This is a genomic window from Coleofasciculus sp. E1-EBD-02 (genome assembly GCF_040218245.1).
GTDB lineage: Bacteria > Cyanobacteriota > Cyanobacteriia > Cyanobacteriales > Coleofasciculaceae > Coleofasciculus.
Map to the genome: position 1 here is coordinate 75237 of NZ_JAVJQN010000066.1, position 21498 is coordinate 96734.

Sequence of the window (21498 nt, forward strand, 5' to 3'; positions counted from 1 at the left end):
TTAATCTCCCGATCCAACGCTGCCAATTCTGCCATCATTACCTCCTCATATCTAGCTCATCCAAAATCTGCTGCAAAGCCACCTTGAGCATCGGCAAATCTAACTGGGTCGTTTGCCACACCGTTTCCACATCTACCCGAAAATACTCATGAATCACCGCATTTCGCATACCTCGAATTTGCTGCCACGGTATTGCTGGATCTGCCGCCTCTAAATCATCAATAGCACTAGCCACCGCTTCCCCAATCACCGCCAAACTGTAAAGTACCGCCCGCAACGCTTGTTGATTCTGAGCAAACACCTCAACACTCAAGCCTGCCACAACTTCCTCCACTACATCAATCTCAGCCAACATATCTCGCACCCGCAGTTCAAACTCCCTAGACGGCACGAATTGCCTCCTTTAGCACAGTTTCCCGCAGGTGAGGACGTAGTGAACTAGGAGTACCTACATCGACTGAACAGCCTAGAAGCTCCTCTAAATAAGCTTTCAGACCCAATAAAGTAAATAATCCAACTGGGCGCTCAAACTCCACCAAAAAATCTACATCACTGTCTGAGCTAGCCTCATCTCGCGCTACCGAACCAAACAAAAACAACGCTTTGACCGCGAATTTGTCGAGGCGCTCTTTGTGAGCATTTAACTTATCGAGAACCTGTTGCTTGTCCATTAGTTCATCTCCTCCAAATCAAACCCCATGACAATGCAGTCAGTAAACTCTGCCATCATTCCTCCTCCATAACAAACCAATTCTCAACAGATAAACCCTCAAAATCTTGAAAATCTGTTTCATTCCTGGTCACTAAAACCAACCCATTACAGAAAGCAATACTGGCAATTTGCCCATCAACAAATGCAGGTGTTTTACCAATCTTGGAAAGTCTTGCTCGCTCCTCAGCGTGCCAACGAGCCGCATTGAGATTGTAGTCAAAAACAACCATTTTTGAGGGCAACTCAGCTAGATAATCTAACAAAAATGTTCGTTTTGCTGACTCAGGCGGCATTCGCAGCGTTCCGTAAAGCAACTCATGCACTACCACAGATGCCGTTGCCACCTTGCCCTCATACAAATCCATCTTGGCAACTACAGATTGGTTAGGAACCTTCTTGTTAACTTCAGAAATTACATTGGTATCTAGAAGAAATTGCGCTGTCATAGCTCAACCTCCCGCCCCGGACTACGGTCTCGCAAATCCGCGAAATCTTCATCCGTAAACTCAATCCCTTCTCGCTCTATCCGTTCTCGAAACCTTAAAGTCATTGCCCAAAACGTTTCCCCATTTGAGCTAGACTGAGTTGTTTTAGCTAATCTAAGTTGAAGCACATTAAACAGTGAAGTCTGCTCATCCACCGACAACTCATCCACCGCCTCAAGAATTTCCTGTAACGTCATCATTCCACCTCCAAATCAAACCCTACCTTAGCCAACTGAATTTTAATCTCCTCATCTAATTGTGCCGCCTCCCGCATCTGCACCGCCAACTGTGCCGTCAACACTCCCATCTTTTCCTCAAAAGGAATACCATCATCCTCTTCTTCCGGAATGCCCACATAACGCCCCGGCGTTAACACAAAATTGTGCTTCTGGATATCCGCCAACGTCGCCGACTTACAAAACCCTTTAATATCTTCATAATCCCCCCCGTTCCCCTCCCTTTGGGAGGGGCTAGGGGAGGGAGAGGGGCTAGGGGAGGGCTTCCGCTTCCAAGCGCGATACGTCCCGGCAATCTGCTCGATATCCTCATCGGCAAAAGCTCGATTGCGCCGATTGACCATATAGCCCAACTCCGACCCATCAATAAATAACACCTCCCCCTGGCGATTGCGATTCTTATTGCCATTCTTATAACGACTGAGAAACCACAAACAAGCCGGAATCCCCGTGTTATAAAACAACTGCGTCGGCAACATCACAATACAGTCTACCAAATCCGCCTCCACCAAAGCTTGGCGAATCTCCCCCTCACCCCCCGTATTCGATGATAGCGAGCCATTGGACAACACAAACCCCGCCGCCCCCGTAGGAGCCAAATGATACAAGAAATGCTGCACCCAGGCAAAATTAGCATTACCTACTGGGGGTACGCCATACTGCCAGCGTCCATCTTTTCGCAACAATTCCCCGCCCCAATCGCTATCGTTAAAGGGCGGATTGGCAATTACAAAATCGGCTTTTAAATCCTTGTGAGCATCATTGAGAAACGACCCCTCCGGGTTCCACTTAATATTAGGGCGTTTTGGTCTATATCAAGTTCTAGCTGTTCGCTACTTGCCTTAGTCTCCCCAATCAGTTTGGCACTGCCGATTAGGTCAATCAGTCCTCCTAAAGAGGCAGAGTCAAGTTTTTATTGACCGTAAACCTTGGGTAAAATTCCTTTTAACAGTTTGGGATTTTCCCGTTCTATGGCTTCCATCGCCTCATCAACTCGCTGACCAATATTCGGCTGTTTGGCTTGAGCTTGCAAAGTTGACCACCGCGCCTCTGGCGGCACAAAGAAAACGTTTTCTGCTTTATATTCGTCTTTATCTTCGGGGTCTGCTCCTTCATATTCCCCTTCTCCCGCGATGAGTTTTTGGTGTAGCACTTCAAAGGCATCGGAGATGTATTTGAGGAAGATTAACCCCAAAAGAATATGCTTGTATTCGGCAGCATCAATATTTTTGCGGAGTTTATCTGCCGACTTCCACAACTTCTGCTCTAGGGTTTCGCTGTTTTTGACCTTAGTTTCCGTCTTTTTCGACAATATCGTTATCTCCAGTCATCCGATTGAGCGGATTAAAGCTCACTTTTTTAAGGGTAAGCGATGGGCTGGGTCGCTGGCAATCTTTATAAGTAGGTGGGGACAATTAAAGTTAACGGTGGAGATTAGGGAACACCTCGGCTTCGCTCGGTGTGTAACAGGGAACAGTAAGGGGGAAATTGTGTAGGGGCGGGTTTCACTATTATCTTTTTGGTTACACCCAGATGTAACTAAACCCGCCCCGACTTTACATAAGACGAATGACGTAGCTTGCTTCTCAAGGGAGCGAGTATGACAAATGACAAATGACAAATGACAAATGACAATCAAACCGCTTGCTCAACGATTAAGCCACCATTCAAGAAAATTTTCGGTATATCCAGAATGCTCATCATTTTTTCAGCATAGACGGCTTCTCCTTGCAAATAGTCGGAATTTATGCTAGTCGTTTCAGGAGTCACGGCAATAATCTGAAGCGGATTCAGCAGAAACATCGATTCACGCACATCATCCACAATCACACCCGCCAAAATCTCCTCAACCTCCACAATCAGCGCTTTGGAACTTCGGGTTATCGCGGTTAAGGGCAATTTCAACACCGGGCGAATATCGACTAAGGTGACAATTTCGCCGCGCAGATTCATGTTTCCGACAATATGAGGGGGACAACAGGGAATCGGTGTCACCTGTTGGATATCGGTAAACTCCCGCACCATTCCTAAATCAATCCCGAATAACTGATGATTTAAGACAATAATTGTTAACGGTTTGACACTGGTTAAGTCTTGACTCTCGAAGGGAAGCTTGAGATTATTCGCTCGTTCTCGGAAAACGTCTCGTTCTTCGGGTGTCGCATTTGTAGCAAATACGGCTTGTTCGGCGGGAATGTCTGCACTCGATTGATTCCGGTTAAGTTCTTGGCTGAGATAGTTCTCTACTAATTTAAAGGTGTGGCTATCTATCGAGTTTAACCAATTCTCTGGATCACTTAAAATAACGATATCACCTGCATGGCGAGTAAGTCCACCAATGACGCCGTTTTCGCTAACGGTTTGATTCGGCTCAAGTTCAGTGGTAATTTCATCTGGGGCGATTGTCAGGACTTCACAAACCTGATTCACAATAATTCCAACTTTGGTTTTTTCTCGTCTTAGAACGATAATACTGTCGGTTAAACGGTAGTTGGATGATTGTAAGCCAAGACTCTGATTAAAATCGATAACAGGTATCATTTCTTCCCGCAAATTGACCACGCCAATCATTTCACGCGGCGCTTCGGGAATGGAGATTAATTCGGGGAGAGGAAACACTTCCTCTACGTAAGCTGTACTGATACCATACAGCCGATCATTTAAACCGAAACTAAAATAGGAGTTGTCTGTCATGGGGAGTCTGGCTCGATACTATTTAAGGAGGATTGGAGTTGTTTAATCAGTTCAGATGGCGTCAAATTGCCTAATTTTTGTAGGGGAGTATTGGGCGGTAACTGTTTGAGTAGATTCAACGCCACATGCTGCATTTTAATCGTGTTTTTCTCTAGGTCATGTTCGAGTGTTTCCGGATTAAAGGCTAAGGTATAATCGTCTTCAGTATCCCAAGTCAACGGACTAGGGACATCGCCTAAAGGTGTATAGACTAAACTCTCAGTTTGACGTTGATACACCAAGGATTCGGGAAAAACATTGGTTTTAAACTGCTTTAAAAGTTGACCATACAGTTCAGAATGACCTGTGATCAGATAGCCTAAGGGCTGGAGGGCGTGGTAAAACTTATCCAAGGCTTGGGCAATGGCGGAGGATTCAAAGTAGATAAAGACATTTCGACAAATAATTAAATCAAACGCCTGTAAATCTAAGTGAGCTTGAGGGAAAGGATCTTTGACTAAGTTGACCTGTTGCCATTTGACTAATGATTTAACTTTGTCATCAATGTGGTAGTGATTATCAATACGTTTAAAATACTCGTGTTTGATTTTGGGATCAATACTTCTTAATGACCAAGCCCGATAAATTCCTTTTTTGGCTTTGTCTAGCGCCTCTTGATTAATATCGATGCCAAAAATAACTAAATTCCAGCTATCAATATCCGGAATCAGTTCATTCAGCATAATCGCCAGGGAATAGGGTTCCTCTCCCGTTGAACATCCCGCACTACAAAGCCGCAGGGTTTTATCCACCTGATGACGCTGAATTAGTTCGGGTAATATTTTAGTTTTGAGCAATTTACATTGTTCTTTATCCCGAAAAAAGTAACTTTCCAGATTCGTCAGCAAGACAACCAATTTTTTCCACTCTTGCTTGGCTTCTCTGGTTTGACAATTGAGCAGCAAATAATAATCTTCCGGAAAGGTTAGTTTAATTGCTTTCATTCGGGCGAATAGTTTGTCCGTTAAGCTGGCTTGATCGCGTTCTCGAATCACCAAACCCGTATGTTGAGCAATTAAGCGAATAAAGGCTTGTTTTATTTTAGGAGTTAACTCATTGGGTGTTGACACATTCATTACCTAATCGGTTTACTGTAGAATCGACTGTTTTTGTAAAAGTTCCAGCAACATTGGCGCGATCGCGTTCAAAGGTAGGACTTCTCTAGCCCCCCCTAATTCAATGGCTTCCTTGGGCATTCCGAAGATGATTGAGGTGGCTTCATCCTGAGCAATCGTCAAACCACCCGCTTGGGTAACGGTTAACATTCCTTTGGCACCGTCTCTGCCCATTCCGGTTAATAATATGGCGGTTGTTTTCTTACCGTAAACTTTGGCAACAGACTCAAATGTGACTGTTGCCGATGGGCAATGTCCGTCGAAAGATACGGTATCTGAACAAACAAAATTACCCTGGTTATCTAATTTCAACTGATGTTGTTCTGGCGGAAAATAGATAATTCCCGGTTGCGGTCTATTTCCCGATTCGGCAATTTTAATCGGCAATTTACAGGTGGGAGCTAACCAATCAATTAAGCCCTGTAAAAATCCATTACAAATGTGTTGCACACAAAGGATGGGAACCGAAAAATTGGCGGGAAGTTGGGAAAAAATTTCCTGCAACGCTGGAGGTCCGCCCGTTGATGTGCCAATGGTAATTATTTTAGGCTTCGGGTATGATTTGGTGGGAGCCGTGGTCAGATTGTTCAGATTAACGGCTTGGCGTTGCAGCGAATATCTGCGTTTTCGCTTGAAAACTCTAACCCCAGAAATGACACTAATTTTATTAACTAATTCTCGTTTAAACTGTTGGTTTTCTGTGGTTAAGCCAGCTAGCGGTTTGGGACAAATCTCGACGGCACCAGCTTCGAGGACATCAAAGATATGATGGGTATCTTCCTGTTGGACTGATACACTCAAGACCAAAATGGGTATGGGATTATGACTCATGACTTCAGTGGTTAATTCCAACCCATCCATCTGTGGCATGTGTAAGTCGGTACAAATCACATCGGGTTTAACTTGAGGAATTAGGCTCAATGCTTCTAAACCATTTTGCGCTTCTCCGACAACCTCAAGTTGAGGGAATTCATTGATAATTCGTCTGAGAATGACTAGGGATATTTTGGAGTCTTCAACTAATAGAACTTTAATCGTCATTTTTTATTTGTTAGTCGTTGATAGTCTAAGGGTTTGTAGTAAGCGCTTTAGCGCTTGTGGCACTAAAGTGCCGACTACTTACGAACGAACGAAACTAAGGGTTTGTAGTAAGCGCTTTAGCGCTGATGGCACTAAAGTGCCGACTACTTACTTACGAGCGAAACTAAGGGTTTGTAGTAAGCGCTTTAGCGCTGATGGCACTAAAGTGCCGACTACTTACTTACGAACGAACGAAAGAAATGGTCTCAGGGTTTGTAGTAAGCGCTTCAGCGCTGATGGCACTAAAGTGCCGACTACTTACGAACGAACAAACGAACCTTAAGTCAATTAAACCAATCGGCTGATGGTTTCTAATAGAAACGCTTGGTTGAACTTACCTTTAATAATGTAAGCATTTGCCCCGGCTTCTGCACCCCGTTGTTGATCGGCTTCTGAATCCAAGGTGGTGACCAAAATAATTGGTAAGTCTTGATATTCGGAATGCTGGCGAATCGTGGCGGTTAGAGATAACCCGTCTAAATGAGGCATTTCCACATCAGAAACTACGGCATCAAAATGACGGCTTTTGAGTTTGGTATAGCCATCTAATCCATCAACCGCAATTACCACTTCATACCCCGCCCCTTCTAAAAGTCGTCGTTCTTGCGTCCGCACGGGGAGAGAATCTTCGACTAAGAGAATTGTCGGTTTCGTTTGTAGAACCGTATTGGCTTTAACCGAAACTGTTGCGGGAGTTTGTTGTTGTCCCGACTTAACTAAATCAGCCGGATTGAGAATCATACAAACGTCCCCAGTGGGGAGAATCGTTGCACCCAAAATATTTTTGACCCGCTTTAATAACGTACTTTGAGGTTTGAGGGGGATTTCTTGGGTATCCAAAAGTCGATCGACTAAAAATCCCGAAACTTCATCACCAACCTTGAGTAAAATACACGATCGCAAGTCAGATAGCGGTATTTCTTTTTTGGCGATCAGGGCGTAGGCGGGAGAGTTCGAGAGTTCCAAGACATTGGCAAGATTGGCGACGGGAACCCTTTGACCTTGCCAGTTTAACGTCTCCCGCCCATCAATGGTTTCTATTTCATCGGGGGAAAGGAGTAAACTGGTTTGGACGAATTCAATCGGAATGGCTTGAACAATTCCCTGAACCTCGACAAATAAGGCATTAACAGTGGCTAAGGTGGTGCGAAGTTGGATGCGGAATTTACTTCCTTGATTGGGAGTTGATTCAATCGCGATCGCGCCTTTGAGTCGTTCAATGTTTGTCCTTACTACATCTAAGCCAATCCCGCGACCCGAAATTTCGGTAATAAAGCTGCGGGTGGAGAATCCTGGGGCAAAAATTAGGTCATAAATTTGACTGGGATTCATCCTCTCTAGTTCATCGGGTTGGTAAAGCTTCCGTTTAATTGCGGTTTGCTTAATTTGGTCGATATCCAGTCCCCGCCCATCATCAGCGACTTCAATGATAATCGTATTCCCAATTAAACTCCCCCGCAGCCAAATTTTTGCCACTGGCGGTTTACCTAATTTTTCCCGTTCTTCCGGTGTCTCAATCCCATGATCGATCGCGTTACGAATTAGATGGGTTAAAGAGTCTTTAATATCTTCTAGAATAGTTTTATCCGCCGTCGTATCTCCCCCTTCAATGATTAACTCCACCTGTTTCGACTGTTTGCGGGCTAAATCCCGCACCATACGCGGAAACAACTGGAAGATAGTAGACAGAGGTAACTGCCGTAGGGTTTGAATTCTCTCCCGTAAATCCTCTGCAATTAAATCCAGGTTAGAGGTATTTTCCTGAGTGGCGGTGCGTAAGGCGGTAATCTTTTCATCTAAGCGTTCTTGGAATGGGTTAACCTCTGTGGCTGTCGCCTCACCGGATTGACGATAAAAGGCTTTCCAGTCTTGCCAAAGTGTTACCAGTTCCTCAATTTCTGACGCGGCGTAAGCGATGCGAAGTTTCGTCACATTTAATTCTTCCGCTTGCGCCATTAATGCATCTAAATCACGAGTGGGAACCCGAATTGTATCAATTCGGTAGGTGTCACTTAGGGCTGGGGTTTTGGGTACTGGCGGTTGGGCGGGAGTCGGTACTGTCTCCGGTAAGGTGGGAAGAGACACTTCCAGTAATTGGTTCAGAACCGCCGTAGTATTCACACCCTGATATTGACCCGTCACCGCTTCCTGTACCAGTTTACCCATCGCATCCAATCCTCGATACAAGCGATCGCTAATATCTGGAGTTAAAATAGTAGGCTGGAGTTTAATCCCGCCTAAAATCTCTTCAACGTGGTGGATTAAGGCTTCCACGGGTTCAACGCCGACGCTTCTGGAGTCGCCTTTTAAACTATGGGCTTCGCGCAGTAACTCATCTAAGATAGTTGAGTCATCGGGCTGCTTTTCTAATTGCAGTAATCCCGCTTCTAGCTTCTGTAAGCGTTCAAGGCTGGCGAGTTTATAAACATCCCGCATTTCCTCATCGTCAATAAACGTGGCGCTGAGGGGAGGTTGAGAGGGTGAAGATGGGACATTGGGTAACCCGACAATCGTGACAGAATCCGGACGAGAGACGGGATTGGATGATAAGGGCGTGGGAGTTTTGGAGACAGGTATCACCGGGGGAGATTGGGCTGATGCTTCAATCGCTTCGATTAATTGGTTCAGCACTTGCACTGTATCCACACCCTGAAGTTGACCCGTTACCGCTTCATCGACTAAGCCACGAATGGCTTCTAATGCATCATAGAGGCTTTCACTGACTTTAACCGTAAAACCGAGTTGTCGATGTTTGATGCGATCAAAGACTTCTTCGATATGATGGACAAGGGTTTCCACCGATTCGACGCCAACGCTACGGGAATCGCCTTTGAGACTATGGGCTTCCCGCAGTAATTGATCTAATGTTGCTGTATCATCGGGATATTTTTCTAAATGCAGTAACCCGGCTTCTAAAATCTGCAACCGTTCGCTACTGGCGAGTTGATACACCTCTCGCAGTTCATCATCATCGATATAACTTTCGGCGAGTTGGGGTGGGAGAGACGGTTGAGGCGAGGTGGGTTGGGTTCCGTTATCGGTTGTCGGCTCAAGGGTATTGGTAAAACCCGCCCCGACAAGCCCTGGTTCGGCTTGAATTGGCGATGCTACAGCCGACTGTTGGCAATTTTCCAGCACCAGCATAAATTGTTCCAGCACCTCAGTGGTATCCACCGCACTGGGTTGACCGGTTATCGCTTCTTGGACTAATTTGCTAATTGCCTCTACTCCTTGATGTAAGGTTTGGTTAACATCTGGGGTAAACGCCGTGGGTTGGGATTTAAGGTTCTCGATAATTTCTTCTAGGGGATGAGCCAGAATTTCCACGGTTTCCACGCCAACGCTGCGAGAATCGCCTTTAAGACTATGAACTTCCCGGCGTAACTCCTCCCAGATAGCATCGTTGTCTGGGTTTTGGGCTAAATCATTTAACCCCGTTTCCAGGCTGTGCAATCGTTCACCACTGGTAAGTTGATACACCTCTCGTAATTCATCATCGTCGATATAGCTTTCGGCGAGTTGGGGTGGGGGAGACGGTTGAGGCGGGGCGGGTTTGGTTCCGTTATCGGTTGTCGGCTCAAGGTTATCGGTAAAACCCGCCCCTACAAGCCCGGGTTCGGCTTGTTGGCAATTTTCCAGGACTAGCATAAATTGTTCTAGTACCTCCGTGGTATCCACCGCACTGGGTTGACCGGTAACGGCTTCCTGGACTAATTTGCTAATTGCCTCTACTCCTTGATGTAAGGTTTGGCTAACCTCTGGGGTAAACGCTGTGGGTTGGGATTTGAGGCTTTCGATAATTTCTTCCAGGGGATGAGCCAAAATTTCCACGGTTTCCACGCCAACGCTACGAGAATCGCCCTTAATACTATGGGCTTCTCGGCGCAACTGTTCCCAGATAGCTTCATCGTCTGGATTTTCTGTCAAATGACGCAACCCAGCTTCTAGGCTTTGTAACCGTTCACGACTAGCCAGTTGATAAACGTCTCGGAGTTCATCATCGTCGATATAGCTTTCGGCTAATTCAGATGATTCAGCGCTCATATCCTCTCTCTCTAGAGGTTCTGGTGGAATGTCTCTACCTGCGGCGTTTTCTGCTGATTCACTAGCAAGTTGTTGAAATTGATCCAGTATTTCAGCTAAATTGACGCCGCTTGGTTTACCTGTTATTGCTTCAGCAATTAAAAGACGAATTGCATCTAATCCATGATCAAGACATTGACTCACTGACGGCGAAAAAACCAGCTTTTGGCGTTTAATCCGTCCCAGAGTCCATTCCATGCGATCGGCAAGGGTTTCTACAGCTTTAACCCCTAGACTTTTGGAGTCTCCTTTTAAGCTGTGAACATCTCGCAGCAACTGTTCTAAGGTTGTTTCATTCTCTGGATTTTTTTGTAGATGGTGCAAACCGACAGTGAGTTTCTCTAGCCGTTCTTCACCCGCCGTTTTATACAGATTTCGCAGTTCTTCATCGTCTATGATCATGATTCGTCATTCGTCTTATGTCCTTTGTCATTCGTCATTCGTCATTTGTTAGGGAACAGGGAACAGGGAACAGGGAACAGGGAATAGGGAATAGGGAACAGGGAATAGGCTAATGGGCTATAGAAATTTTGTCTCCCATCTCCCCCATCTCCCAGACGTAGCATGCTACGTCTCTACATCAACTCGGCGCAGTTAAACCATTTCTTGCAATTCCAGAGAGGTTTCGTTCAGTTGCTGAGTCCCGATCTTGGTTTGATTAATCCCTGTGGCGGTTTCTTTTGCACCCTTATTAATGGTTTCCATCGCTTCAACAACTTGCTGAATCGCATCGACTTGCTGTTTTAAGTTCAGGGAGATTTGTTGGTTATTTAACACCACTTTGTCCACCGCATCGGCTACCCCGGTGAACGCTTCATTAGTTTTTTGGGCAATTTGCACACCGGATGCCACGGTTTTTGTCCCTTCATCTGTAACCATTACCGTTGAGTTTATCGCGCTTTGAATTTCGGAAACCAGAAGACCAATTTTGTCAGCGGATTGTTGACTTTGATCGGCTAATTTGCGAATTTCATTGGCAACTACTGAGAAGCCTTTGCCATGTTCTCCCGCACGCACCGCTTCTACGGAGGAATTAAGGGCTAACATGTTGGTTTTGTTGGCTAATTCAGACACCAACTGGGAAATACTACCAATTTGATTTGCCTGTTCAGAAAGACGAACAATCTGTTGTGCGATCGCGCCGACTTTATTCTCCAGAGTGTACATCCCTTCCAGGGTTTCACCTACCGCTTGGGTTCCTCCCTGAGTCAGTTCCAACGCTTTCTGGGCGGCGGATACAGCAGCCTTGGCTTGTTCGGCGGATTGTCGGGAGGAGGCTTCTAACTCATCCATGGTGGTAGTCGTTTCATTCACTGAAGCTGCTTGCTGACTCGCCACCCGTTCTTGTTCTTCTAAGGTGGAGAAAATCTCTTGGCTAGCGGTGGAGATACGAGTCACAATTTGTTTAACTAAATTCGCCAGTTGACTTGTCCGGAAAACGCCCACGGGTAACACCGCAGCGAGGGAGATTAAAATAATCAGCGTCGCCACCACTTTAAACGCCGTCACAGACGCAAAAATTGTGCTTTTGGGAACAGTACGGATAGCCACCAAAAAACCCGGTTGATTGGGATCTGGATCAACTTGAGCGTAGCTAATGAGTTCATTACTTCCTGTACCAATTAATCCCTGTTCACCTTGCAGAATTTGCTCGACAATTTGGTCAGAATAATCCTTCGCCAAGTTTTCATCAGTACCCAGATCAAATCCCCATTCTTTCTCATCATCGGGGTGAGAGAGATAGTAGCCATCGGCATTAATCAGTAAGGCTGTTTCGCCCTTGCTTAAATTGGCATCTTCGATATATCGGAGAAATGTGTTAGCAAAAACATTGGCAATCACAATTCCCTGTTTTTCCCCGGCTGCATCAGCAACAGGTGTGGCGTAGCGAATCACGGGTTTAAACGGGGTTTCGATTTCTCCGCGTTCTTGGTTCAGGTTCACCGGGGAGACATAAACCTCTCCTGGTTCCAGTTTCATCGCTTCAACAAAATAGCCGCGATCGCCTTTATTTTGCAACTCGGATTTGGGAATAACTGTCGTCGTCGTCCCATCGGAATCAACCCTTACAATTTCCAGACCATTTTCATCAAGAAACCGAAGCTGCATATATTGAGACTTCGCCTGCATTAGACTCTCAAAAATGGTCTGGGCTTGGTCTACCCAAACATCAGCCGATTGATTGTCTTCGGAAGCCGTTTCTGAGCGAATAATCCCTTGAATAGCGGGAATCTTGCTCAGGAATAAGACATCCTCATTAATCCCCTCTAAGACAGCATCAATATTTTCGGCATCATCAGTAACCCTGTCCTCAAGTTTAGTTTCTGAGACTTCGGATAAAGCAGTCGAGGACGAAAATATCCCATAAAGTCCCACGATTGAGACGGGAATAAGACTGCTTAAAAACAGCAGCAATAAGATTTGATTCTGAAGTTTTTTCTGGTTGGTTAAATTTTTGAGAAATTTTGCCCACATGGCTGGTTACCTACCACTCTAGAGTCCGTTGAACAAATCCATCTCCCTTCCGGAGACGGGAGGCGAAAAAATAAAGTCCATTCATTTCCTTGAAAACCCCCTAGTCCTCTGTTTTGCCAGATTAGGGGGGATGGGTTTTTACCCGAATAGTCTTAGCACAGGGATGAAATTGGTTACGTCTTTACCGATAAATTCACTCCGGGCATTTTTCCTAAAGGATAAGCCAAACGTATGCTGCAAAATCGTAAGTCTGTCAAGGTGTAGGTCATCGCAGGATACTTGCTGTTTAGTTCAGTTGAATCCAAGTTTGCTCGTTCAACATAATCATAGATAACCCTGGTTTAGCCAATCTGTAGGATGAGAGCCTATCATCGTTTTTGGCTGAATTGAGAATAGAAAGTCAGCCTGTTCAAAAATGCTGGGTTTGAGCAAGGTTTAAGCCAAATAACCTAATGAGGTATTGGCTTTGATTGACATAAATTCTAGAGTAGCGTTTAACCCAGACTACTAGAGACACCCAGTTTTTTTATCCGATCAGACCATTCTCTACATCATTCCTATGCTATTGCACTGGATTGATTTTCGGCAACAAGTTTATCAATTGTTTATAAATTATGAATAAAAAATAAAACCCATTATTTAAGTTGGTCTATTTTACGTTAACAGGATTAAAAGAATAGGTTTAGCCGAATAAGTCTCTATATAAAATTGCGACTTATCCAGCAAAAGCTTAGAAAATTGTCATACAAAACAACATACGCTTGTCATACATTTAGAGGCAATGTATTACGATAAATAGCATCAATACAAAAGCAGGTTCGTAGATTTTATAGGTTTTCCGGGCGTGGGGTTAATTTATCTTGCTTAGGTGTGCCACGCCATTACTGGACTGATACAGCGAAAATGATGGATTAGACCTTACCATTGAATCGGGCGCAAGTCTTTGCGCCCCTACAGTTTCCGGGCGTAATTCTAATTCATCAAATTAGCTGTGCCACGCTACTACCCTTGTGAGGGGATGGAGAGGGGCTGGGGGTGAGGGCTGTAGCTTAAGCTTAAGTTGACCTTTGAAACGGCACACTCAGACTACTTGTTTGAGTTAGCCGCCGATGGGCTTTGGCGAAAACTGATAATTAACAAACAGATAATCCCTAGATTAATAAAAACATCAGCAAAATTAAACACCGGAAAAGGCGCGAGTTGAATATGACGAAAATCGACTAATATAGGGAACTTGACGATTGGAAATTCCAGAAAATCAACCACACAGGTTAACTCTTTTCCATTAACGATACAATCATTAAAAAAGCGGTCAATTCCATTCCCTAATGCACCGCCTAAAATAAAGCCGTAGCCTAACTGCTCAATCGGTTTCAGCCGGGAACCAAACCATGCCAACCCCATTAACCCCAGACTCACTGCCAGTGATAGCCAGCGCAGCCAAACTCCGCCCTGACTAAACAGACTAAAGGCTGCCCCAGTATTGAGTACATAGGTTAAGTGAAAAATATCGGGAATCAGAGGCAAACTTTCGTATAAGGCAAAATTTTGTACCACTAAATATTTAGTCAGTTGATCCACAATTACACTAGCAGCGGCAATTACCCAGAAGTAACGATTTTTTCTAAAAGGCATGGTTAAGTAGGTGGGGGCAATTAAAGTTAACGGTGGGGATCGTCATTTGTCATTTGTCAGGGTTTGAGGCTTATTTACACAACTTATGACTAATAAAACAATAAATGACGCAGAGTATACGCCATAACCGTCACCGCACAAACAATGGCTAACTGTCCAGGTAACGGATAAATCGAGTATGTCAACATGGCATCCATCAGTGATAAACCATCCATACTTGTCCGATTAAAAATAAGATGAAAAATCGTTAAATAGCCTATGCCGTAAATATGGATTGTGAATAAACCACATAAGCAGCTAAACCCTAGGGATTCTAATCGCAAAGGCAGACGAAACGCCAAAAAACCACAAACCCAGGCTCCCGCAATAAATCCTAATAAATACCCAAACATGGGTTTTATTACATAGTCTAAACCCCCGCCTTGGTCAAAGATCGGTAAAATTAAGCCTAAAACCACATAAGCAATTTGAGACAGGACACCTGCATTTTTTCCACCTAAACACCCAACCAGTAGAACCGCCCCAATCTGACAGGTAACGCCTAAGGAAATAGGCTGAATTCCTTGGCTTGACCAATCCCAGGGCGGATTTGTCACGAAGGCTTCTAAAAAGGTGCCACCGATAGTCAGTAATAAGCCAATTAAAGCCCAAACGAGTTCATGGGGAGCAGACACTTTTACGCGAATCGTCCTTAACTCCCCCTCTATACTTGCTGGGATTGATGCTCTCCGGGAAGCGGTGCTTCGCCTCCGGTTAAGCCTAATGACTCTAACATGGCATGATCGTGTTCTGGTGGCTGTCCTAAAGTGGTTAGGTAATGACCAATTAACATGGCATTAATCCCGGCTTTCAATCCCAGGGCTTGGAGCTCGCCCATCACCGCTTCTCGTCCGCCAGCATAGCGAATAATTTGTTCGGGCAAAATCAGCCGGAAAATCGCGATCGCCTTTAGCGCTTGGTATGGATCAAGTTTCGTCTGTTCTCCCAAGGGCGTTCCGTGACGGGGATTCAGCAAGTTCAGGGGGACGGATTCCACCTCTAATTCCCGTAAGGCGAGGGCTAAATCCACCCGATCCTCCCAGGTTTCTCCCATTCCCAAAATGCCACCCGTACAAGCTTGAATTCCGGCGGCTTTCAGGTGCTTAATCGTCTCGACGCGATCGCGCCAACGGTGAGTGGTGACGATTTCCGGGAAAAAGTTCTCCGATGCCTCTAAGTTATGGTTATAGCGGGTGACTCCGGCTTCCTTGAGTGCCTGTGCCTGTTCTGGTGTCACTTCGCCTAAGGCGCAGCAGGGCTTAATCCCGGTTTCGCTAATAATCTGCTGGACGGTTTCCAGAATTTGCTCAAATTCTGTGGATTTGGGAGACTGATATTTCGGTCCACGCCCTTGACTTACCAGGCAAAAACGCTTTGCCCCTGCTGCATCGGCGGCTTTGGCTTGTGCCAGTATTTCCTCCGGGGATTTGAGTCCGTAAATAGGGGAATCTTTCCCTGGATGATGGGCAGATTGGGCGCAAAAGCCGCAGTTTTCTGAGCAGCTACCGGATTTAATGTTCACAATGCTGCATAAATCCACGGTGTTACCGCAGCAGGCTTGGCGCACTTGATCGGCGGCTTCACACAGAAGCAAAATATTATCCTGTCCTTCTATCTGCGCCAGTGTCAGCGCTTCCTCTCGATTGATGCGATCGCCTGCTATAATCCGTTGGGCGAGAGCGTTGAGCCAGTCTCGCACTGCGGTTGGCACGGAGGCTGGGGAATTCGCCGCATCCGGATGGAGTGAATTGTCAGACTGTCGTAATGGCGTTTGAACCACGCTTTGACCCTCGCTTTGCACGTCGGCGGCTTGGTCGTGATGTCACAACCGATAGAACCGCAACTTAACACTATACCCTATAGCCGACATTCTGCACCAGTTCAGCCTTACCAGATAATTGATCAGGGAACCAACATTAATAACCGGGGTTTGGTTTCCAAACCCATACGGAAATTCATACTTGTTAACCTTCTCTTTACGAATGAGGGGTATCCTGCAAGAGACTATACGGTAGTGTAACTGTCTTTGAGGCTTAGTCAAATGGTGTTCCGTCTCGCTTTCATCAATCCAGCTCGTTTAGTTCGCTCAGTTTCCGTTCTAGTTCTGGCAGTTAGCCTAGCGGCATGCGGAGGAGAGCAAGAGGCTGACATGACAGATGGAGAAACTGACATGGGTGGGGGTGATGACAAACTCGCCCTCGCTGAATCTGTAGCGCTAACCGGTGCTGGTGCATCGTTCCCCGCCCCGATTTATCAGCGTTGGTTCCAAGACATCAGTAGTCAATATCCGATGCTCCAGGTCAACTATCAATCTGTCGGTAGTGGCGCTGGTGTAGAACAGTTTACTCAAGGTACGGTAGACTTCGGGGCTAGCGATGTGGCAATGAAGGACGAAGAAATCGAGCAAGTCGATAGAGGCGTTCTCATGCTGCCGATAACGGCTGGCAGTATCGTACTGGCATACAACCTGGGAGGAGTAGAAGAATTGAAACTGCCACGGGATGTGTACGTGGATATTCTTCTGGGCAACATTACCAACTGGAATGATCCGGCAATTGCGGCGGCAAATGAGGGTGTAGAGTTGCCCGATCAGTCGATTACCGTGATTCACCGTTCCGATGGTAGTGGTACTACAGGCGTCTTTACCAAACACCTGAGTGCGATTAGTCCGGAGTGGGAAGAACAAGTTGGGGAAGGCAAAACCGTCGAGTGGCCCACCGGGGTTGGCGCAAAGGGAAATGAAGGGGTGACGGCTCAGATTCAACAAACCGATGGTGCGATCGGCTATGTCGAATACGGCTACGCCAAGCAGAATGACCTCAACTTTGCTGCCTTGGAAAACCAATCCGGGAATTTTGTCACGCCCAGTGATGAATCGGCATCCAAGACGTTAGAAGCCGTTACTTTACCGGAAAATCTGCGGGCATTTATTTCTGATCCCGAAGGTGAGGAATCCTATCCCATTGTTACTTATACGTGGCTTTTGGCTTACCAAGAGTATGATGATCCGGAGACGGCTAAATCCTTGGAAGCCACGATTGAATATGCGTTGACAGAAGGTCAAGAAATTGCGCCGGAGTTAGGCTATGTGGCACTACCGCAAAATGTGCGGGAAAAAGTGGCAGAGGCGGCAGATGTGATTAGCCCTGACTATGACATTGAGGTTAGTGAATAGCTTCACACAAACTGAGAAAGTTGGAGGTTAATTCAAAATTATTCCACTCGGTTAGGGCGGGTTTAGTTCCATCGGGGTCAATAAGCAACGATAACAGCGAAACCCGCCCCGACAGAAGACTTGACCTTACCTTCCTCAGATAAGCTGTTCGGTAGCCAAACCTTAATGTTAATCATGGCTTCCATAGTAGTGCGAGCCTCTTGCTCGCTACTAATACCCAATTTAAATGCATGACAGCTTACTACGTTTGATCGGTTCACTGGTATCCTTAAATTCTTAACGTCGGTTCACGTTCATTAATTATGACCACACAAGCTGAGTCCACTTCAGCAGTACTCCCCCAAAGATCGGATCGTGAAAAAATGACGGATCGGGGGTTTGTTTGGCTGGCTCGCATTTTGGCGCTGTCAGTCGCGGGAATTTTAATCTTCATCGCGATCACAGTAGGCATAGAAGCCTTACCAGCGATTCGGGAATTTGGTCTGAACTTTCTGGTCAACAGCGCCTGGAATCCCGTAGAACAGAATTATGGGGCGCTACCCATGATCTACGGGACGCTGGTGAGTTCCGCGATCGCGCTGCTGTTTGCTGTACCTCTAGGAATTGGCACCGCCCTCTTTTTGAGCGAAGACTTTCTCCCCCAATCCGTGCGGACGACGCTGGTGTTTATGGTGGAATTGTTAGCGGCGATTCCCAGTGTGGTGTATGGGCTATGGGGCATTTATGTGTTGGTGCCAATCCTGTTACCCCTTGAGCAGTGGCTACATAACACCTTCGGCTGGATTCCTTTGTTTGGTACAGAACCAACACGAGTAGGTATGTTTCCGGCTGGGATTATCTTAACGGTGATGATTTTGCCAATTATCACGGCAATTTCTCGCGATTCCTTAGCTTCCCTCCCTCCAGATTTGCGACAAGCGTCTCTAGGGTTAGGGGCTACCCGCTGGCAAACTATTTTTCGGGTTCTGATTCCAGCCGCATTTTCAGGCATTGTTGGTGGCATAATGTTAGGGCTAGGTCGAGCCATGGGAGAAACTATGGCAGTAACCTTGCTGATTGGTAATGCTAATCAACTTAATTTTTCTCTACTCGCCCCAGCCAATACAATTGCTTCCCTATTGGCTAACCAATTTGCCGAAGCCTCCGGTTTACAGGTGGCAGCGTTAATGTATGCCGGGTTCGTGCTATTTGTCTTAACCCTAATCGTGAACATCCTGGCAGAGTTGATTGTGCGCCAAGTTAAGAAGTTTTAAGTTAATTCAAAACTCAAAAAATTTTATGTCAGAGGATTTTCAAGATACACAAGCTGAAGACTTTCCCACTCACAGTTTTACCCGTTCATACACGAGTGGGCGATCGATATTTGGTATCGTGATGACCATCCTAGCCGGAGCTTGCCTGGTTATTGCCCTAATCCCGTTGTTTGCGGTGATTATCTATGTGATCATTAAAGGATTTAACCGCCTGAACTTGAACTTATTTACAGAATTGCCACCTGCTGCGGGTTTATCGGGTGGCGGTGTTGGCAATGCAATTGCCGGTACATTAATTTTGGTTGGAATTGGAGCGCTGATTAGTGTTCCCATTGGCGTTTTAGCCGCCGTTTATCTATCTGAATTTAGTTCGGGTCCAATTGCTCGCTGGATTCGCTTTGCCACTAATGTCCTCAGTGGTGTCCCTTCAATTATTGCCGGGATATTTGCTTATGGGATTATTGTGCTAGGACCGGGATTCATCCCCTGTGCAGGTAGCTTTTCCGCATTTGCAGGAGGCGTAGCACTGGCGGTACTGATGCTACCCATTATTATCAGAACCACGGATGAAGCCCTGCAAATTGTACCTCAGGATGTACGCTGGGCATCGGTGGGTGTGGGAGCGTCGGAATATCAAACGGTATTGAGAGTGGTTCTTCCCGCCGCTTTACCCGCGATCCTGACGGGAACTACCTTGGCGGTTGCTCGCGCCGCTGGGGAAACCGCCCCCCTGATTTTCACGGCTCTATTCACCTTCTTTTGGCCCTCAGGAATATGTGACCCGACTCCCTCCCTAGCCGTATTAGTTTACAATTTTGCCACCTCGCCTTTTTCGGATCAGCAAGAATTAGCCTGGGCAGCTTCTTTAATCCTGGTGGCTTTGGTCTTACTCACTAGTGTAATTTCTCGTTGGACAACCCGGAAAAGCATTTACTGAATTATGAGTTATGAATTATCCAATCAACCTACCTATATAGAATGGGAGATGAAGGTTAAAAGTCTAAATCTTAAAGTCCAGTTATCGTAGCAGCAATTAATCTCAAAATTAAGGTGGATTATCATGGAATCTAATCAAAAAGTTGCCAGTCCGAATCAAGGCAATGAACAATCAACGGAAACGGTTTTACGCACGGAAGACCTAGATATATACTATGGCAAATTTTTAGCGGTGAAAGGGGTGTCTATGGAGATTCCCAAAAACCGGATCACGGCTCTGATTGGTCCTTCGGGTTGTGGTAAAAGTACATTGATCCGCTGCTTCAACCGTCTCAACGATTTAATTGATTCATTTCACATTGAGGGTAAAGTTTACTATCGCCAGAAAGACCTTTATGACAAAAAGGTTGATCCGGTAGAAGTCCGACGGCGGATTGGTATGGTGTTCCAAAAACCCAACCCATTTCCCAAAACAATTTATGACAATATTGCCTACGGTGCCAGAGTGAATAATTACCAAGGGAATCTAGATGAATTGGTGGAAAACTCCCTACGCGCTGCCGCCTTATGGGATGAGGTCAAAGATAAGCTAAAAACCAACGGAATGTCTCTATCTGGAGGACAACAGCAACGGTTATGTATTGCCCGTGCGATCGCGATTAACCCGGATGTGGTATTAATGGACGAACCTTGTGCGTCTCTTGACCCGATTTCCACCCTCAAGGTTGAAGACTTAATGCACGAACTGAAACAAAAATACAGTATTGTGATTGTGACTCACAATATGCAGCAAGCCACACGGGTGGCTGATATGACCGCCTTCTTCAATGCCAGAGCCACAGAAAAGGGGGGGAAACAGGGGTATTTAGTTGAGTACGACGAAACCGAAAATATCTTCCAAAATCCCAAGGAGGAAGCCACGAAAGACTATGTAAGCGGACGTTTCGGCTAAGTTTGATCGTCCCCAACAAACCCTTGCTTCATCCCACGGATATACAGTTCCAGATGGGATTGAATCCACTGGGCAGTTTCAGGATACCCTAATTCAATGGCTGTTTGTTCAGCCGCCAACCAACTATATAAAGCTGTTTGATTGACAGCTTGAATGGCTTCTAATCCTTGCATCACCGCATGGGGGACAGCAATGGGGGCAGTTGCTTCTTTGAGAAAATCAATCCCGGCTGGTAAAACAAGCTGATTATTTTCAACCCGAATCACTCCCTGATCCGTGGGATCTTCGCCTTGCCATTTAACTTCACCCTGCAACTGATACCCCCAAGGTTGGAGGAAATGAAGGATCAGGTATTGTAACCAAGCGATGTAGTGTTGACGTTCCCTCACTGAAAGTGAGGGATTCTGCGGACAGAGTTAAGTTGTGGCAACTTCCACAATCTAACTCTCGCTACGGTTGTCAAAGACCGTCTACCCAGTCGGTTTAGGTCAATACCTAACTTCCTGGCTACTTTTCTTAAAATGTTGGCGCTACCGTTCAAGTCAGCGTTAATCAACAAATTGTTTCTTGAACGGTAAAGCCCACGCTT

The 21498-nt window shown here is 45.9% G+C and carries 19 protein-coding genes and 1 pseudogene; 4 read left to right on the top strand and 16 right to left on the bottom strand.

Features of this window, described 5'->3' with window-relative positions:
- Positions 1–37: 37 nt before the first annotated feature.
- The 14 genes and pseudogenes from RIC07_RS11225 to bioB form a co-directional block, all read right to left on the bottom strand.
- Entirely contained in the window at positions 38–391 is a 354-nt protein-coding gene (locus tag RIC07_RS11225; RefSeq protein WP_446394589.1) for a HepT-like ribonuclease domain-containing protein, read from the bottom strand.
- On the bottom strand, positions 381–671 hold the full coding sequence (locus tag RIC07_RS11230; RefSeq protein ID WP_446394590.1) for a nucleotidyltransferase family protein: 291 nt from the start codon (positions 669–671) through the stop codon (positions 381–383). The genes RIC07_RS11225 and RIC07_RS11230 overlap by 11 nt, the downstream gene beginning before the upstream one ends.
- 55 nt (positions 672–726) lie before the next feature.
- Positions 727–1158, bottom strand: coding sequence for a PIN domain-containing protein (locus RIC07_RS11235; RefSeq protein WP_446394591.1), 432 nt, complete (start codon positions 1156–1158; stop codon positions 727–729).
- Positions 1155–1397 (bottom strand): hypothetical protein, encoded by a 243-nt coding sequence (locus RIC07_RS11240; protein WP_446394592.1) that lies wholly within the window; start codon positions 1395–1397, stop codon positions 1155–1157. The genes RIC07_RS11235 and RIC07_RS11240 overlap by 4 nt, the downstream gene beginning before the upstream one ends.
- A pseudogene (locus tag RIC07_RS11245) lies at positions 1394–2748 on the bottom strand (N-6 DNA methylase). The gene RIC07_RS11240 and the pseudogene RIC07_RS11245 overlap by 4 nt, the downstream one beginning before the upstream one ends.
- A gap of 320 nt (positions 2749–3068) precedes the next feature.
- Positions 3069–4127: a chemotaxis protein CheW gene (locus RIC07_RS11250; protein WP_446394593.1), complete on the bottom strand. Its 1059-nt coding sequence runs from the start codon at positions 4125–4127 to the stop codon at positions 3069–3071.
- A complete protein-coding gene (locus RIC07_RS11255; protein WP_446394594.1) occupies positions 4124–5242 on the bottom strand; it encodes a CheR family methyltransferase in 1119 nt (372 codons plus the stop codon). The genes RIC07_RS11250 and RIC07_RS11255 overlap by 4 nt, the downstream gene beginning before the upstream one ends.
- Before the next feature lie 12 nt (positions 5243–5254).
- Entirely contained in the window at positions 5255–6322 is a 1068-nt protein-coding gene (gene cheB / locus RIC07_RS11260) for a chemotaxis-specific protein-glutamate methyltransferase CheB (RefSeq protein WP_446394595.1), read from the bottom strand.
- Positions 6323–6649: 327 nt separating this feature from the next.
- Complete coding sequence (locus RIC07_RS11265; protein WP_446394596.1) at positions 6650–10846, bottom strand: Hpt domain-containing protein; 4197 nt, start codon at positions 10844–10846, stop codon at positions 6650–6652.
- 41 nt (positions 10847–10887) lie between these two features.
- Positions 10888–11010 carry a hypothetical protein gene (locus RIC07_RS11270; RefSeq protein WP_446394597.1) on the bottom strand — a complete coding sequence of 41 codons (123 nt, stop codon included), beginning with the start codon at positions 11008–11010 and terminating at the stop codon, positions 10888–10890.
- Positions 11011–11038: 28 nt separating this feature from the next.
- Positions 11039–12919, bottom strand: a complete 1881-nt coding sequence (locus RIC07_RS11275) for a methyl-accepting chemotaxis protein (RefSeq protein WP_446394598.1) — start codon at positions 12917–12919, stop codon at positions 11039–11041.
- A 1086-nt stretch (positions 12920–14005) separates the two neighbouring features.
- Positions 14006–14554 carry a signal peptidase II gene (lspA, locus tag RIC07_RS11280; protein ID WP_446394599.1) on the bottom strand — a complete coding sequence of 183 codons (549 nt, stop codon included), beginning with the start codon at positions 14552–14554 and terminating at the stop codon, positions 14006–14008.
- A gap of 89 nt (positions 14555–14643) precedes the next feature.
- Positions 14644–15228: a biotin transporter BioY gene (locus RIC07_RS11285; RefSeq protein WP_446394600.1), complete on the bottom strand. Its 585-nt coding sequence runs from the start codon at positions 15226–15228 to the stop codon at positions 14644–14646.
- A 29-nt stretch (positions 15229–15257) separates the two neighbouring features.
- Positions 15258–16304, bottom strand: coding sequence for a biotin synthase BioB (gene bioB, locus RIC07_RS11290; RefSeq protein WP_446394611.1), 1047 nt, complete (start codon positions 16302–16304; stop codon positions 15258–15260).
- Positions 16305–16634: 330 nt separating this feature from the next.
- Here bioB and pstS point away from each other — a divergent pair, with 330 nt between their 5' ends.
- The gene (gene pstS / locus RIC07_RS11295; RefSeq protein WP_446394601.1) at positions 16635–17768 is read left to right on the top strand and encodes a phosphate ABC transporter substrate-binding protein PstS; all 1134 of its coding nucleotides are present in this window, start codon (positions 16635–16637) and stop codon (positions 17766–17768) included.
- 77 nt (positions 17769–17845) lie between these two features.
- Here the strand turns inward: pstS and RIC07_RS11300 are convergent, their stop codons facing one another.
- A complete protein-coding gene (locus RIC07_RS11300) occupies positions 17846–18028 on the bottom strand; it encodes a hypothetical protein (protein ID WP_446394602.1) in 183 nt (60 codons plus the stop codon).
- Positions 18029–18070: 42 nt separating this feature from the next.
- Here RIC07_RS11300 and pstC point away from each other — a divergent pair, with 42 nt between their 5' ends.
- The 3 genes from pstC to pstB all read left to right on the top strand — a co-directional run bounded on the left by pstC (position 18071) and on the right by pstB (position 20909).
- Positions 18071–19021: a phosphate ABC transporter permease subunit PstC gene (gene pstC / locus RIC07_RS11305; protein WP_446394603.1), complete on the top strand. Its 951-nt coding sequence runs from the start codon at positions 18071–18073 to the stop codon at positions 19019–19021.
- Positions 19022–19046: 25 nt separating this feature from the next.
- On the top strand, positions 19047–19958 hold the full coding sequence (pstA, locus tag RIC07_RS11310) for a phosphate ABC transporter permease PstA (protein ID WP_446394604.1): 912 nt from the start codon (positions 19047–19049) through the stop codon (positions 19956–19958).
- A 123-nt stretch (positions 19959–20081) separates the two neighbouring features.
- Entirely contained in the window at positions 20082–20909 is an 828-nt protein-coding gene (gene pstB / locus RIC07_RS11315; protein ID WP_446394605.1) for a phosphate ABC transporter ATP-binding protein PstB, read from the top strand.
- Here the strand turns inward: pstB and RIC07_RS11320 are convergent.
- Entirely contained in the window at positions 20906–21298 is a 393-nt protein-coding gene (locus tag RIC07_RS11320) for a hypothetical protein (RefSeq protein WP_446394606.1), read from the bottom strand. The genes pstB and RIC07_RS11320 overlap by 4 nt on opposite strands.
- Positions 21299–21498: the final 200 nt, after the last annotated feature.